Origin of the sequence: Dictyobacter vulcani, from assembly GCF_008974265.1 — a bacterium.
GTDB classification, from domain to species: Bacteria; Chloroflexota; Ktedonobacteria; order Ktedonobacterales; family Ktedonobacteraceae; genus Dictyobacter; species Dictyobacter vulcani.
This window is the reverse complement of sequence record NZ_BKZW01000001.1, coordinates 815744-830201: the sequence shown is the minus strand read 5'-3', so window position 1 is coordinate 830201 and position 14458 is coordinate 815744. Positions and strand designations below refer to the sequence as shown.

Here is a 14458-nt window from a genome sequence, read left to right as displayed (position 1 = left end):
AGTTTCAATCTGAAAAAAAATAGAATTGTTGATAGGCTGGTCCCAGTAACGAAAGGATCTTTTGATGCAGTGGCTGCAAGCGGAGGACAACCGACTCCGTTCTGGTTCCTGTGCGGATCTGCAACAATTCAATGCCTTCAAAGCATTGGAACACCCAGCGCATCGTTGGTCGAGCCGTAGGCTTGTTGACTTGATTGGGGATCGTTTGCCCGCTTGCCAGCAATTGCTCACGCAAGCGATGTTCAGCCAGACGGTACACCAACAACGCGAGCACCATGATCAAGCTCAATGCCACAATGCGTTCTGGTTTTTTTACAAAGACCGAGGAGGCCAGAAACAAGGGATCTTTCAAGAAACGGAAGCCCCGTTCTACGCTGCCCTGCTCCAGATACAGGCTGATCACCTCCTCATTGGAGGTGTCCGCTTCATCCACGACATTGGTGGCGATGACAAAACAGGCTTTGCGCTGAGCGTAGGCCAGCAGCTTCGTTTCGTTGAGGATGACCTGCGATGTGACACTCCAGCGCAGCCCGCTTGGCTCCGCATCCCGAGCAGGACGGCCTCGTCCTTCAAAGACCGCCTGGCTCTTGAGTTCCACCGAGACTTCCAGCCACTCCGGCAGGCCTTTCAAGCTCTGCTCCCAGGCCTGTTGCGCATCCTCTCGACAGGCAAACGACTTGGTGCTCACATGCCACAGCTTCTTTGCCCACGCGTCTACCTGCTTGTCAGCTTGCTTGCGAGCCGTCTGCAACGCGCGCTTGACCCCATCGACACTGCGAACCACGATCCAACGCTCCGGTCCTTGCGGCAGATCCATCTGCTGCACAATCATGCTGCGTGTCCCATCAGCGCTGGGCTGCCACGCATCCTCGGCTTGGATCACGGCAGCTTTGGCTTCTTTGCTGGTTTCAGGAACACGACTGACCCACCTCACCCCAGCTTGATTGAGCTGGCGCACATTTGCCGTACTGTAGAGACCACTATCGGAGACGTAGATGGTTTTTTCTTCGGGCTCTTGCTGCCGCAATTGAGCATGCAGATCCGCAATAACCTTAACCAGGCTCTCTTTATCGCTGCTGTTCCCCGAAAGAGGCTGCAAAAAGAGCGGAATATCTCCCTGATGCGTGGTCGCCAGTGCCAACATCCACTGTTTGAGATCTTCGCGATGATCCCGCGAGTAGCCATGGGTAATGGCAATCACGTGCTCGTTTTCCTGGTTGGTTTCGTAGGCTCCATTGACCGAAAAGGAAGTGGTATCCACATGAAGATGCCGTGCTTTCACCCCAAAGCGTTGGCGGGCCTGATGGGCGATGCCAGCGAACACGGTGGTCACATCTTGCGCGTAGAGCCAATCCAGGGTACGTCCCAGGCAATCGTCGTTGAGCATATCAGCGCTGATACCTGCTCCCAGCAGGTGGGCAACCGGCTTGTTCTCGAAGAATTGTGGGACCAGATAGAGTTGGCGATTGGCAAAACCCAAGCCGTTGAGAATCATGGCGACGGTTGCAGTTCCATAACTCACCACACGTTGCTGTTTCGGTTCCAAGGCATCCAACCACGCGGCCAAGCCTATTTCCTGACAGACTCCCGCGACAATACCCAAATGATCCAACCGTTCGTTCTGGTAATCCTCAGCTCGTTGCATGCTCTTTTTCTGCTCCTTTTTGTGCTGAGACTACCTTATCGAATTTTAGATTTCCTGTCAATTACCCTGCGGAATGTGGGTTCTAATTCAGCATAAAATTGCTGAGTTTTCTTGATGGTAATCGTAGCTGTATGGCCTTGAAAAAGCACAGGATTTTTAGGGTCGCTAGTGTCTAGGGTAAGTTGCTGTAGAGAGGGTTCGCGTGATGATGGATTTTTAAAAGGATACTGTAGCCCTGGTGCAAGAGTATGGTGCGTGTTGCCAGCAAGTGGAGTAAGTAGTCGAACCAAATACTCTTCGGCGGAAATATTCGGAAATTTTTGTTGTACCTGATCCTCAAACAATTCTTGAACAAGAAGCTGAATATCTTTTGTTAACGTAAAAAATTGTTGACGTTTTTTCCTGCTGCCAAAATTAACAGAAAGAAATTTACTCGGAACTTGTTCATCAATCACCGGATGATCTTCTACTTGTGTGAGGAATTGGCGGGCAAAAGCGTCTGCATCAATTTTCAGGTTTTTCTCTCCGCAATCAAATAATGGAAAGGTTTTATATGAGCGAAGGACATCTAAAAGAGTCTTCTGCCAGGAAGTGTATGATGCTTGCGCAAGCTGATTATTAGTCTCATCAAAAGAATTTTTCATAACGCAGCCTTTCTTCTAGAGCAACTGAATAGTATGATTATGTATTTTATAGTATGGGACATTAATATATAGCAATTAGGGTATATATGGCAATTGAAATCATTGTTTATGAAAATATTGTCATACTACTATACGGTCATCATTCATTAATCTTAATTAATTAGGGCTACAAAGTAAATATTCACGAGAACAGCTCAGTTGCATTATATTTTTGAATGTAGGCTGAAACAATGGAAATGTAAGTGTCCCTGCAATGCAAGAAGCCGCAGAGAGATTTTTTGGAAAAATGTCCATCAAGGTGTGAACTACTGCGCATTGGAAAATCTTGAAGCCAAAGAGTAAACGATGTATGAGCAGGATCATCGCAAAGACTAGGTGATGACTGTCTGCAAGGTTGTCTTGGCCAATGTTGATGTCACACTGCCGTTTGACCCTCAACTTTACTGCTTTGGCAATTTCTTGGTGACCAACTCGAGGTCGTCATTCCCGCAGATAGGGTGCTTGATATCAATCTTTGTACCTATGCAGGAGCACGACAGGCTATCTTTGGTCCGAAGGAGCAACTCCTTGAGAGCGCCAATACTGCGGCGAAAGCCAGTTCGATACGCGTTGATCTGTATTGGCCCAAGCCTTTCTCAATCTACCTCCTTTAGAAAGAGCTCGAAGACGACAAACCGAGAATAACAAAAATTTCTGGGCCATGGGCCACCTAACATCAAGATACGCCGAAGTAAGTAATTACTGACCTCTAAAGGCAGCCAGAGTAGCGACAGATGAAATAAAAGCAACCGTTACTTAGACCTTCACTAGATCTCCGAGGTGCAGCGATAACGATTGCTCTATCACATGACATCGCTCCAGTGAGCCAACCCTTTTGACTATGAATGTTTCTTGTTCAGAAACTCTTCCTAGAAACAGGAAATGGCAGTTCACACACCAATAGAAACTGGTTATGCTAATGATCGCCGCTCTAATACACAGTCCTTTAGTGCGCATACACTATTGATAGGATGTGACTATTGGCATGGTTCTCTGAGGAAGAACGTGCCCATGCAAAAACTGATCTCATAGACGTTGCTGTTTGATAATTACAGCTTGTTTGTAGGATACCGTTCTCGAATAAATGCCTCAATGCCACGCTTAGAGAACCATCCATCGTTTATCAAATCATCAAAAGATGCCTGAAGAAAATCGATAGATGCGCTTTTTACCTTTTGGCTGAGTGATGTTAACACTGCTTCATGATTTAAAATAGGCCATCCTTGCTGTATAGAGTGTAAGATATAGCGTTGTTCATACTCAATAATATAGGCTGGCGTTGGTAAATCCAGAAGAATACGTTGAAGTGGCTCCTTTCCCTGTTGTTTCAATTCAAACATCCAGTTCGCTCGTGAAGTCCACGGCATATCGGTATATTCCTCTGTTTCATGATCAAAGTGTCTCAGTAGTGGCTGTACTTGGTGAATATTTCGTTTATGTTCGCTGTGGCGACGCTTTGCATGGCCTGTACGCCCAATATAGCGTATTTGGTGGGTGAGAGGATCCACCTCTGCGTAGACGACCTGGGGATATGGAAATAGCAAATTTACCCGAGCACGAATATAGAACTGTATTTTATGCATTGGGAGTGCATAAAAATTCTCTTCACAATCCTTACAGCAGAGAAATATACGTGTTCCACCACCATCCAACCTATATCCATCAAAATATCCCATGGGGGATTTGATGGCTTGAGAACAGAGCACACAAGGGATAAGATTTTTGTCTTGATATTTTTTGTGACAAGTCTTGCAGCGCTGATGTAATCGGGGACCCCAATTGCCACGAGGATCTGGTATTAGTTCTGAGTAGCCAAAATCAGCCGCATCCTTTATTTGGTGACAAGCGATACATTTACGAGCTGGTTGTTCCGTCAGCCATGCAGCTTGTTCCTGACGTCGCAATTCTATTTGTTGTTCTCGCTCTTCACGGCGTAGCCTCTGGGCTTCCAAATCTTGTTGTTGTTTTTCTCTTTCCTGTTGTCTGTGCTCCATTTCCAACCGTGATCGCCGTGCGGTTTCCTCTTTATTCGCGTTGTAGCAGTCTTTGCACATTTTCATATACCCATCTTTACCATTTTTTGTCCGGTAAAAATGTGTAGCACGCAGTTTTTCATGGTGACATTGCGCGCAGATCTTTCCTTGATTGTTCTCTTCCATTTGGGCGCATCCTTTCTTTCTTCGCAGCATAGGCAATTACAGCCTTTGCTTTTTTATTATGACATAAATATTAGTAACCGGAAATGGAGAAATTGCCGGTAAAAAGAAGAAGTTATTTATGAGGTCAGATGTCTTCACGAGCATGTTTGTTCCACATGTCCACAGATTCGTATGTTGATCTTGCCAGACTTCTAGTAATACTTTGTTAGTTTTGCATGAGTAAGCTTGTTACGAACCCTCGAAACTGAGCATTTATGTGTGTTTTGAGCGCGTATTGGTAATGCACATTGCCTCACCAAAAATCTTTGTTGCCCTGTTTTCCATGACCCATTCCCTTCACTTCTTTCTCTGTGCGTTTCACAACGCCAGACCAGTGTCCAGTCTCTTTTGGTCCAAAATAAATAGAGGCACTAGCGATAAAGCTTTTTTGTGAGGGAAAGGAGGGGGACGTCTGTCCATGCCTCGTGAACGATGATTCCAGAGGAGGCAAGCGTGAGGGTGACCTCTAGTTGGGACGGGATTGTGACCCACTCCAGCGGGAAGGATAGTACAGCTACTTTGCAACCTATAGGGTATGCCTCCCTCTGGAGCAGTGGAAACACCACATTTATTTGGTTTCCAATGAGACATTGGCAGAAGTAGTACCTCTCAAAAGGACATTCTGAGGGTACCTGTCCAGAATGTCCTTTTTATTTGGTCTGAATTGAAAGAGTACCTGCTATTTAATAGTTTCTTCCTTAGAATGGAGCTACGCAAAATATTGCTGCCATGCTCTATGGAACATATATTGAAAGGTCAGCATCACTAGTTTTTTCGTCTCCAGATGGTCATTCCATACTGTAGGGCATGAAAATTTGGAAGAGCAAACTCCAACTGCATTTGGCGCAAAAGAGAAACGCTCTGCTCTTGGGTGATAAAGTCATGATGTACCATGATTGGTAAGCATTGTTGTGCTTGCGAAAGTAGATCGTGCGTCCATCCTTCGTAGACCAGTGCTCCATAGGAAAAATTGATGAGATGAGGCAGAAGAAGAGGCTCTAGAAAATCAGGGGCAAGGAGAGGCTCTAATTCATAGAACCAGTTCTGGTTTCGAAGAGGAAATGCACCTAAATCCTCTATCTGTTCATAGAGCGTGTTCCACCTTTGTAGCGCTGGAGAATTTGAGTGTGCATGTTCAAATTCCGTAAATCGAATACAGCCTCCTTTTCTGAGAATGCGTTTACATTCTCTCAGTAAATGTATCCATTGTTCATAACATACATGCAAGTTGGTACATTGGAAAGAGATGATATCAAAGGATGCATCCTGGAAGCGCGAAAAATCGAGATAGGATGATAGGTGAAATATCTGGATGTTCGGATATCGTTTGCTTCTCTGTGAGGCGCACCGGACCATGGTTTCACGTGTGTCAACACCAACTATATGCGCATGTTTATATGCTCTAGCACATTCAAACATCCAGCCTCCTGGGCCACAGGCAACGTCGAGAATAGCTGTAATGTTTTTGGTGGGAGAGGGAAATACTTGAGAGACTCCAGGCAGAACTCCACCTAAACAGGTGACTAAGAGAGGGTGCTTGTTGGTCAATCGTGCGATTTCAATGGTATCGTCATGTGCTTGGATTTTTGATAACATCGCAACTCCTTCCTATATTCGCACTTACAGAAAAAGTAATACATGTACACCTGGACACATAACTTTTCGGCGTAAAAGGCTCACATTTTTCGTGCTGAGACAAAAAGTTATGTGTCAGGCCTGCTGGTTTCTGATACTGCGTAAAGTGGCTTTATAGGACAGGTGATCACTGCCCCACTAAAAGATATAAGTTAGAAATGCGAAGAGAATCGATTCAAACGACAATGTGTATAGATGATCATTTGCAGAATCTAGATTGGTAAAGTTGTGGTTACTTCTATTTATGTCTCCTTTTTGTCATGTTGACACGAGTTGATCTTCCTCTTGCTTTAATTATGTATAAATGCAACCTATTGAGGAAGTGCCACTACCTGTCCATTTCCTATCCACTACCTATCAAATAGCTAATTTTACCTAAATAATAATGAACATACGGCAAAGTAGAATATTACTTGCTGATAAAAGTTATAATATAGCAATGAGGTTTTGATGGAAGATATAGAAAATCTATTCATAGGGATATGTATCGTAGAGACATCTGTAGAGGTATACAATATGTCTAAAGAACGGGATATTCAGAGATCTCAGGAGACGAAAGATATTTTGCGACGGATTCGAACGGTGCAAGGGCTTACTCAGGGACGATTGGCTGAGTTGGTTGGCGTGGAGGAGCAAACGGTTCGTCGATGGGAGCAGGGGAAAAGAACTGTTTCGATAAAGTATATCGCACGGCTTTCCGAAGTGCTTGGCGAGACGCCTGAGGCGCTTGGGTTGCTTCCCTTGCAGCCTGTCCCGCCTTCAGTGACAGAAGTGAAGAAGAGAAATCAGGGTGAGAAGAGAGGTGATGAGGATGGGTCTGAGCGACAGGAGACGGTTCATGTAGACAACAGGGAGCAATTGTTTTTGCCTGATGAGAATCGTCGTCGCATGCTCAATCGGGTCAAATCTCGCTGGATAACAGGATTGCTTGATCGTGTAGCAACCTTTCCATTGATTACGCTTCGGTTACGTATGCGTCCGTGGGATGTGGCTAATCTATGGCACGGTGGAATTGAGGTGCCTCCTCTTTCTTCTCACTTATCTCTTCCGGATGGAACGACAATGATACAGGTGTACGACTCTGTCGGGAGCGAACTTCTGATGCTGGGAGGGCCGGGGGCCGGAAAGACAACCCAGTTGCTCATCCTGGCTCGCGAGCTGATTGAACGTGCTGTTGTTGATGTGAAGCAGCCTATCCCGGTGATGTTCAATCTTGCCTCATGGTCGCAAAAAAAGCTCCCACTTTCTCAGTGGTTGATTAATGAATTGAATGCGAAATATCAAGTTCCTTTGAAGTTGGCTCAGATGTGGGTTGAGCAGGATGATATTTTGCCGTTGCTTGATGGGCTGGATGAGGTGCCAGATCGTGTGCGAGATGAGTGCGTTATATCGATTAACACTTATCGTCAGCAGCATGGATTATTGCCAATGGTGGTGTGTTGCCGTAGTGAAGATTATATGCAATTGTCGACCAAGTTAGTGCTGGGAGATGCAGTTGTTCTGGAAGCGCTTTCTTCCGAACAGATTGATGCATACCTCTTGACACAAGGCGAGGTATTCGCTGCATTGCGTGCAGCACTGCAACATGACTCATTACTTATTGAGATGATATCGAATCCTCTTATGCTTAGTGTTATGACGCAGGTGTATCGGAACGTGTCTCTCGATGAGGTACTTGCTGTTGAGACGGTGGAAGAGAGGCGGCATATTGTCTTCGAGCATTACGTGCAACGTGTTTTATCCCGCAGAAGATCTGGTCGATATACAACAGACCAGGTGAAGACCAGTCTGTCCTGGTTGGCGCGTCAGATGAGAGAGCATAATCAATCGGAGTTTTATGTCGAGACCTTACAACCGGATTGGTTGCCTGTAGATGGACCTTTTAGCAGGGGCCGTTTCCGGGATACGATTATTCGCTTTTTCTTTTCCTTTCAAGGCACTTTGGCTTGCGGGTTTATCTCGTGTTTACGAGGTCCAGGGGTATTAACTCCAGGATTCCCCTTTTTTCTTGATAGTCGTGGGATGTTGGGTTGGATGACCTCTGGCTTGGGAGGGATTTTCCAGGGAACGGCAAGCTTATCTTTGATGTGGATTGTATTAACCTCGCTTATTATTATAAGCGTCTTCTCCAACCAACGATTTCACCTGACGCTAAAGATCGGGAAAGCTCTATGGACCGCGTTCTGTATTAGCTTGCTTGTTTTTGCTCTTGTCGGGGGTATTGCTTGGATAGTTTTTCGGGTAAGTCAAACGGAACAGTTTCAGGGGCAGGCAATAAGTCTGGCTCTTTTTTGTGGACTATTGTTCTTTTATCTTACCTCAATAATGTTCTTGTTGAGATCTGTGAGCAGTCAAAGTGAACGACCGGCTGACTCTATACCAATGGCATGTGCGAATAGTGTTGTCTGCGCTCTTGTTAGTTTCGTTACTTTTGTGATCGCGTATAAGGCGCAAGGTGAGCTTCTTGCCCCGGCGTTGTCCTATGGGTGTGTGATTGGATTGAGCGTTGGGGTGTTTGATTTCTTTTTGATGCGTATAAAGTATGGTTTGGAGTTGATCCACCCAGAACAAGTGACAATTACCCCTGCCGAGGTCGTTCATTGGAAGTGGGGGATGATGTATCAAGGGCTATGGAAGAGTGTTGGCAATTCTTTTTTTCTTATTCTTTTCTGTATCGGGAGTGGGTGGATTCTGATTGGGGGCATGAGTAGTCTTTTCCATGGGTGGCGTTATGGATTGCGCTTTGGATTTATTTATGGGGTTATCATTGGCCTCATTGTCGGGTTGGCGCATATGTTGACCATAATGATCAGGAGCGGTTGGTCGAGCGATATTCTTTTAGATCGCCGCCATTTACGACCGAATGTGGGAATCACCCTTTCTGGGCAAAACGCATTGCTGTCTGCGGTGATCTTTGGTCCAATCGGAGGCATAGTGAGTGGACTTGTCTGCGGCGTTAGTTTCGGTTTTATTGGCGAGCTTAACTCTGGAGGGATTCTTGGTATTGCGTTTGGGGTTGTCTTTAGCATCTACTTTTTCTGTGAGTTTTGGCTTGTTTGTGGCGGTATCGCTATGATAGAGCATTACATTCTGCGTTGGTATTTATGGAGGCTGGGCGTTTTGCCTCTTAATGTAGTGCATTTTCTGGATGATATTGCTGAACATATTCTCCTGCAGAAAGTTGGTGGTGGCTATATATTTATGCATCGGTTATTACTAGAGTATTTCGTTGGTATTCCAACTGCTGGTAATGCTCATTTTGATAATCAGGTAGATGAAACAAGCCTAATGTGATTGTATTTTTCTAAGAAAAATGGTCTGTGCTTTATTGCATGTAGACCATGGGATAGAACAACGGCGAGGAATATGATAGAAATGGTGCGAAATAATCTTCCCCAGGGCCGTGCCATCGTCATTGGTGGAGGTATAGCGGGTCTGCTAGCTGCTCGGGTCCTGGCCGACCATTATCAGCAGGTCACGCTTATTGAACGGGATTGTTATCCCGATGAGCCTGGGCTGCGGCCAGGAGTGCCACAAGGCCGGCAACTCCATATTTTTCTGTTGCGTGGGCAGCATATTCTTAACAAGCTTTTCCCTCATTTACAAAAGCATCTTTTGGAGAAGGGTGCGCTACCTCATGATTATGGTTCGCAATCCCTCTATTATTATCGTGCTCGTTGCCAGGTTTCCCAGCGGTTGGATGGTTGGCTGTGCTCTCGGGCACTCTTAGAGTGGCAAATACGTCAAGAGTTGCTTGCATCTTATCCGATTCAGCTTTTGGAAGGGTATGAAGTTACTCACCTTTTGTATAATGCTCATACTTCTTTCGTGACTGGTATCCAGTTTCGGACGCGCAATCATGGGGATGATCCTGCTCTTCAGGAACTTGCAGCTGATCTTGTTGTGGATGCGAGTGGTGTCTCTTCGCGTGCGTCTGAATGGCTAAAAGAACTTGGCTGTGATGTGCCTCAAGAAACGATCGTTGATGTCTCCCTTGGCTATGCGTCACGTTTTTATGCATCACCTGCTCATCGAAGAGACGATTTATACCAATTCATCTCTATTCAGTCTGCCGGTGGACGACGGTCGGGATCATTGACTGCGCTGGAAGGGGGACGGTTGGAGGTCGTTTTGGCTGGCACGCGGGGGGACTATCCACCCCAGACAGATGAGGGGTATCTTGCCTTTGCCAATGCGCTCCCTGATCCAAGCCTATATGAGATGATAAGAGATCTCAAACCCATAAGCCCTATTTATGGATATCGACGAATGGCCAATCGATGGCGTCATTATGAACAGCTCAAGCGCTTTCCTAAGAATCTGCTTATCGTGGGAGATGCATTTTGCAGCTTTAATCCTGTGTATGGGCAAGGTATGACTGTAGCAGCTCTTGAATCTCTTGCATTACAAGCTTGTTTGAAGCGAATGCGTAGGGAAGCCTTATCTCGCCGATTTCATCGTAGGTGTGCACGAATTGTACGGATGCCCTGGCTTTTGGCAACGCTGGTGGATCAGGGTATGCGTTCGGATGATGAACTGGCAGGCGCGCAAACTCGCGGGAGTATTATGCGTCAATATATGGATCGTGTTACTCTGTTACTTGCTGTGGATGAGCATGTTCTGCTCGTTTTTGTGAAGATTGTCCACATGCTTCAATCGCCCTTGGCGCTTATCTATCCATCCTTTCTATTCCGTGTCCTTTTTCGTTACGATGTAGCGACGTATATGGAACGATACATAAAGGGAAGGAGAGCCGGTCGTCCTCCTGTTTGACAAAGCATCGCCTGCTGTCAGGCTGTTGTGGTTTGAACTCAGGTGGAGATGTGTGTTTCTCATGGGCTTTAGCCTTTGTTTGTTGTCAAAACTTCAGCTCTTTTGTACAATACTTCCATGAAAAAGATGACTCTGAGATTGCCCCGTTTTTGTAGAGTCTCCAGTGGTGAGAGCTGAGGGGAACAAAAAACGTTTATACGTACGTACGTAACGTAATACGTACATATTTTACTATAGAAAATGTAATACGTCAAATGCTTTGTAACATAGGTACTACTCTCATACGCTCATATTGTAATGGGCTCATATACCCCAACGTCGAATGCCGACGAATTCGATTGTAATACGCCTCGATATAGACAAAAAGCGCTGATCTTGCTTCGTCATGTGACGAATAGAATGTCTCTCTCACACATTCATCTTTTAATGTTCCAAAAAATGACTCCATTACTGCGTTGTCCCAACAATTTCCTTTTCGTGACATGCTTGGCCGTATTCCATATTGCTGTAAATATGCCTGATATGCATGCGATGTGTATTGACTTCCCCTATCACTGTGGTGCAAGAGTCCAGCATCAGGACAACGGCGAGCCAGAGCGTGTTCAAGCGCGTGCTCTACTAACTTCTCATCACAACTGCCTGACATCGACCATCCTACAACCATTCGTGAATACAAATCCAGGACCGCTGCAAGATAGAGCCATCCTTGTTTTGTCGGAATATACGTAATGTCCGTAACCCATTTCCTATTTGGCTCTTCCGCATGAAAATCACGATTGAGGAGATTGAGAGCAACTGGATGTGCTTCATCTCTCTTTGTCGTTATCACCCGACGGCGTTTGGATCTGGCTGACAGTTCCTCTGCTCGCATCAACCTGGCCACTCGTTTCCGTGAACAGCTCATCCCTTCATCATGCAAATCTCTGTAGATACGCGGTGCACCATATCTTCCCTGATGCACCTCAAACACCTGCTTGATCTCCTGAGTCAACTGAGCATCTTCTTGCTTCCGTCGGCAGGTTGGACGTTTGCGCCAGGCGTAAAAGCCACTTTCCGAGACCCCGAGCACACCACACATCACTACTATTGTGAACTCATGCTTGTGCTCTTCTATGAATTGATATTTCATCGCTGGTCCCGAGAGAAGATGCTCACTACTTTTTTTAAAATGTCACGCTCTTGTTGCACGCGTCCTAATTCCCGTTTCAAACGCGCAACTTCTTCTTCTAAGGCTGTTTGATGTCCCTTTCCTGGAAATGCTTCTGATCCATGTTCCGCTAATTCCTTGCGCCAACTATGGATCGCGCTGTCGGAGATGCCCAGCTCCCGCGCTATTTGCGTGATCGGCTTACCTGACGTTTGTGCTAGTCGCACCGCTTCTTCTTTATTAGCGCCGATGGTATACTGAGCCGGAGTTAAATTGACCAACCCCCAAGAAGGCTGTAAGCTGGAGGATAACAAAATCAAATCCCCAGGAGAACAGCCATGCTTAGGAGTCAGACAGTGAATACCATACATGATTTGCACGCACAAGGGAAGTCCATCCAGGAAATTGCTCAGCAGCTGGGCATTTCGCGGACAACCACGCGCAAATATCTCAAACATCCAGAGGCAGTTATCCGGAAACCGCGCTCCAAACAACCTTCAAAACTTGATCCTTTTCATGAGCAGATCAAACGATGGGTCATGGAAGACCATTGCACCAATTGCGAGGTTCTCTTTGAACGTTTGCAGAAAGTAGGATACACAGGAGGCATCAGCATTCTCAAAGCATATGTTCATCCACTGCGACCAGCGATCGCGGGCCATGCTCCCGTGCAGCGCTATGAAACAAAACCGGGAGAACAAGTCCAATTTGATTGGGGCGAGTTTGTCTATGAACACGATGGCATTTCACATAAATTCTATGGATTTGTGGCTATCTTAGGTTATTCCCGCATGCGCTTTGTGACCTTTGTCAAACGGTGTGACACACCAACCCTCATCCGTTGCTTAATGGAAGCGTTTGAGTACTTTGGTGGCTTAACCAAGACCGCACTCACCGATCGCATGAAGAGCGTGCTGTTAGAAATGGAAGACAACAAACCACGTTGGAACCCTCGTTTTGCCGATTTCATGGTTTCTATCGCCGTTGCAGCACGTGTCTGTAAAGCGTACACTCCACAGACCAAAGGCAAAGTTGAACGCACAGTCAGCCATGTCAAAAAAAGTTTCTGGGCAGGAGTGGCCTTTACAGATCTCGATGATCTCAACCGTCAAGCCTATCGATGGTGTGAGCGCATTAACGCTCGCGTTCATCGAACTACCCACGCTCGTCCGATTGATCGACTCGCTCAAGAGCAGCTTCGATCCTTACCAGAGGCCTTTGCCTGGGAACGCTTTGCTACCGAAGAACGTAAAGTCACCTGGGATGGGTATGTCTCTTACGATGGTGTCCTCTATGGATTGCCAGGTGCGCTCGAACTAGCAGGCAGATTCGTGCAGGTACGTGAGCGCAAAGGGGTGGTGTCATTCTGGTCGGCGGGCATTCAGGTGTTTGAAATCGCCAAGCGACCTCGTTCTCAAGACAGCGTTCCCCATGCCGAACAGTGGAGCACAGTGGCATCCGTCTCAGAAACGCGTCGCGTCCCGGTCCCCGTTGGCCACCTGCAACCGGCTCCTGAGGTGGAGCATCGTTCCTTACAAGAGTATGATCAGTATTGTGGGGTCGAAGCAGTCAAGGAGGTGTCAGCATGAGCGGAGCCTACAAACAACTCAACTTGACCCAATTGGAGATGGTCCTGCCCAAGCTTTTGGAGCATGCTCGTCGCGAACAATGGACCTATGAGACGTTCCTTGAACGTGCTCTGACAGCTGAATTGGATGGACGCGAACGCAAGGCGATGGCTCGGCGCCTCAAAGCAGCGCGTATTCCCGGAAAGAAGACAATCGATGGGTTCGATTTTTCCTTTCAGCCAACCCTTTCAGAGAGGCACCTGCGAGAACTAGCAGATCTTTCCTTTGTCAGAACAGGCACCAATGTGATTTTTTTGGGCCCTCCAGGAACCGGCAAAACACATCTGAGCTTGGCATTGGCGAACCAAGCACTCACGCAAGGGCATTCTGTGCTCTTCACCACGTTGGCAGAACTGGCACAAGCGCTCGAAAGCGCATCACATCCAGGGCTGATGCGACAACGCTTGCGACGATACATCGCTCCTAGTTTGCTGGTGATCGACGAAGTGGGCTACACCACGTTATCTCAGGAGCAAGCTCACTACTTCTTCGAACTCGTGACGGCTCGCTATGAGCATGGTTCGATCATTCTCACATCCAATACCAGTTTTGCTCAATGGGGAAACCTACTGGGAGATGAGGTCCTGGCCACAGCCCTTCTCGACCGACTCTTGCACCATGCAGAGGTCATTGCAATCAATGGGCGTAGCTATCGCATGAAAGATCGACAGGGCGATCGTGTGGATATCTCAACCCAACCGGCTCGCACACCCATCGGCGCACCGTCAACTGGCGTTCGTTAGTCGGCG

At 46.7% G+C, this 14458-nt stretch carries 9 protein-coding genes; 4 read left to right on the top strand and 5 right to left on the bottom strand.

The window, feature by feature from the left end; translation table 11 throughout:
• Positions 1–4: 4 nt before the first annotated feature.
• The 4 genes from KDW_RS03465 to KDW_RS03450 form a co-directional block, all read right to left on the bottom strand.
• On the bottom strand, positions 5–1645 hold the full coding sequence (locus KDW_RS03465; protein WP_151754429.1) for an IS1634 family transposase: 1641 nt from the start codon (positions 1643–1645) through the stop codon (positions 5–7).
• 35 nt (positions 1646–1680) lie between these two features.
• The gene (locus KDW_RS03460) at positions 1681–2289 is read right to left on the bottom strand and encodes a hypothetical protein (RefSeq protein WP_151754671.1); all 609 of its coding nucleotides are present in this window, start codon (positions 2287–2289) and stop codon (positions 1681–1683) included.
• A 1088-nt stretch (positions 2290–3377) separates the two neighbouring features.
• Entirely contained in the window at positions 3378–4487 is a 1110-nt protein-coding gene (locus KDW_RS03455; RefSeq protein ID WP_151754670.1) for a hypothetical protein, read from the bottom strand.
• 804 nt (positions 4488–5291) lie between these two features.
• Complete coding sequence (locus KDW_RS03450) at positions 5292–6122, bottom strand: class I SAM-dependent methyltransferase (RefSeq protein WP_151754669.1); 831 nt, start codon at positions 6120–6122, stop codon at positions 5292–5294.
• A 489-nt stretch (positions 6123–6611) separates the two neighbouring features.
• On the opposite strand from KDW_RS03450, the gene KDW_RS03445 reads away from it, so the two are divergent.
• The gene (locus KDW_RS03445) at positions 6612–9455 is read left to right on the top strand and encodes a helix-turn-helix domain-containing protein (RefSeq protein ID WP_151754668.1); all 2844 of its coding nucleotides are present in this window, start codon (positions 6612–6614) and stop codon (positions 9453–9455) included.
• An 81-nt stretch (positions 9456–9536) separates the two neighbouring features.
• Complete coding sequence (locus tag KDW_RS03440) at positions 9537–10934, top strand: FAD-dependent oxidoreductase (RefSeq protein ID WP_198925181.1); 1398 nt, start codon at positions 9537–9539, stop codon at positions 10932–10934.
• A 250-nt stretch (positions 10935–11184) separates the two neighbouring features.
• Here KDW_RS03440 and KDW_RS03435 read toward each other — a convergent pair.
• Positions 11185–12332, bottom strand: a protein-coding gene (locus tag KDW_RS03435; protein ID WP_371876245.1) for an IS3 family transposase whose coding sequence is annotated in 2 segments (ribosomal slippage) — positions 11185–12101 and positions 12101–12332 — 1149 coding nt in all. Because the reading frame shifts where the segments join, the coding sequence is not laid out codon by codon here.
• 105 nt (positions 12333–12437) lie between these two features.
• Between KDW_RS03435 and istA the strand changes: the two genes are divergently transcribed.
• A complete protein-coding gene (gene istA, locus KDW_RS03430; RefSeq protein WP_162004917.1) occupies positions 12438–13670 on the top strand; it encodes an IS21 family transposase in 1233 nt (410 codons plus the stop codon).
• A complete protein-coding gene (gene istB / locus KDW_RS03425) occupies positions 13667–14452 on the top strand; it encodes an IS21-like element helper ATPase IstB (RefSeq protein WP_151754666.1) in 786 nt (261 codons plus the stop codon). The genes istA and istB overlap by 4 nt, the downstream gene beginning before the upstream one ends.
• Positions 14453–14458 lie beyond the last annotated feature (6 nt).

Excerpts from the sequence above, each read along its gene's own strand:
- KDW_RS03465 (WP_151754429.1), bottom strand. The coding sequence starts at position 1,645 with ATGCAACGAGCTGAGGATTACCAGAACGAACGGTTGGATCATTTGGGT.
- KDW_RS03460 (WP_151754671.1), bottom strand. The coding sequence starts at position 2,289 with ATGAAAAATTCTTTTGATGAGACTAATAATCAGCTTGCGCAAGCATCA.
- KDW_RS03455 (WP_151754670.1), bottom strand. The coding sequence starts at position 4,487 with ATGGAAGAGAACAATCAAGGAAAGATCTGCGCGCAATGTCACCATGAA.
- KDW_RS03450 (WP_151754669.1), bottom strand. The coding sequence starts at position 6,122 with ATGTTATCAAAAATCCAAGCACATGACGATACCATTGAAATCGCACGA.
- KDW_RS03445 (WP_151754668.1), top strand. The coding sequence starts at position 6,612 with ATGGAAGATATAGAAAATCTATTCATAGGGATATGTATCGTAGAGACA.
- KDW_RS03440 (WP_198925181.1), top strand. The coding sequence starts at position 9,537 with ATGGTGCGAAATAATCTTCCCCAGGGCCGTGCCATCGTCATTGGTGGA.
- istB (WP_151754666.1), top strand. The coding sequence starts at position 13,667 with ATGAGCGGAGCCTACAAACAACTCAACTTGACCCAATTGGAGATGGTC.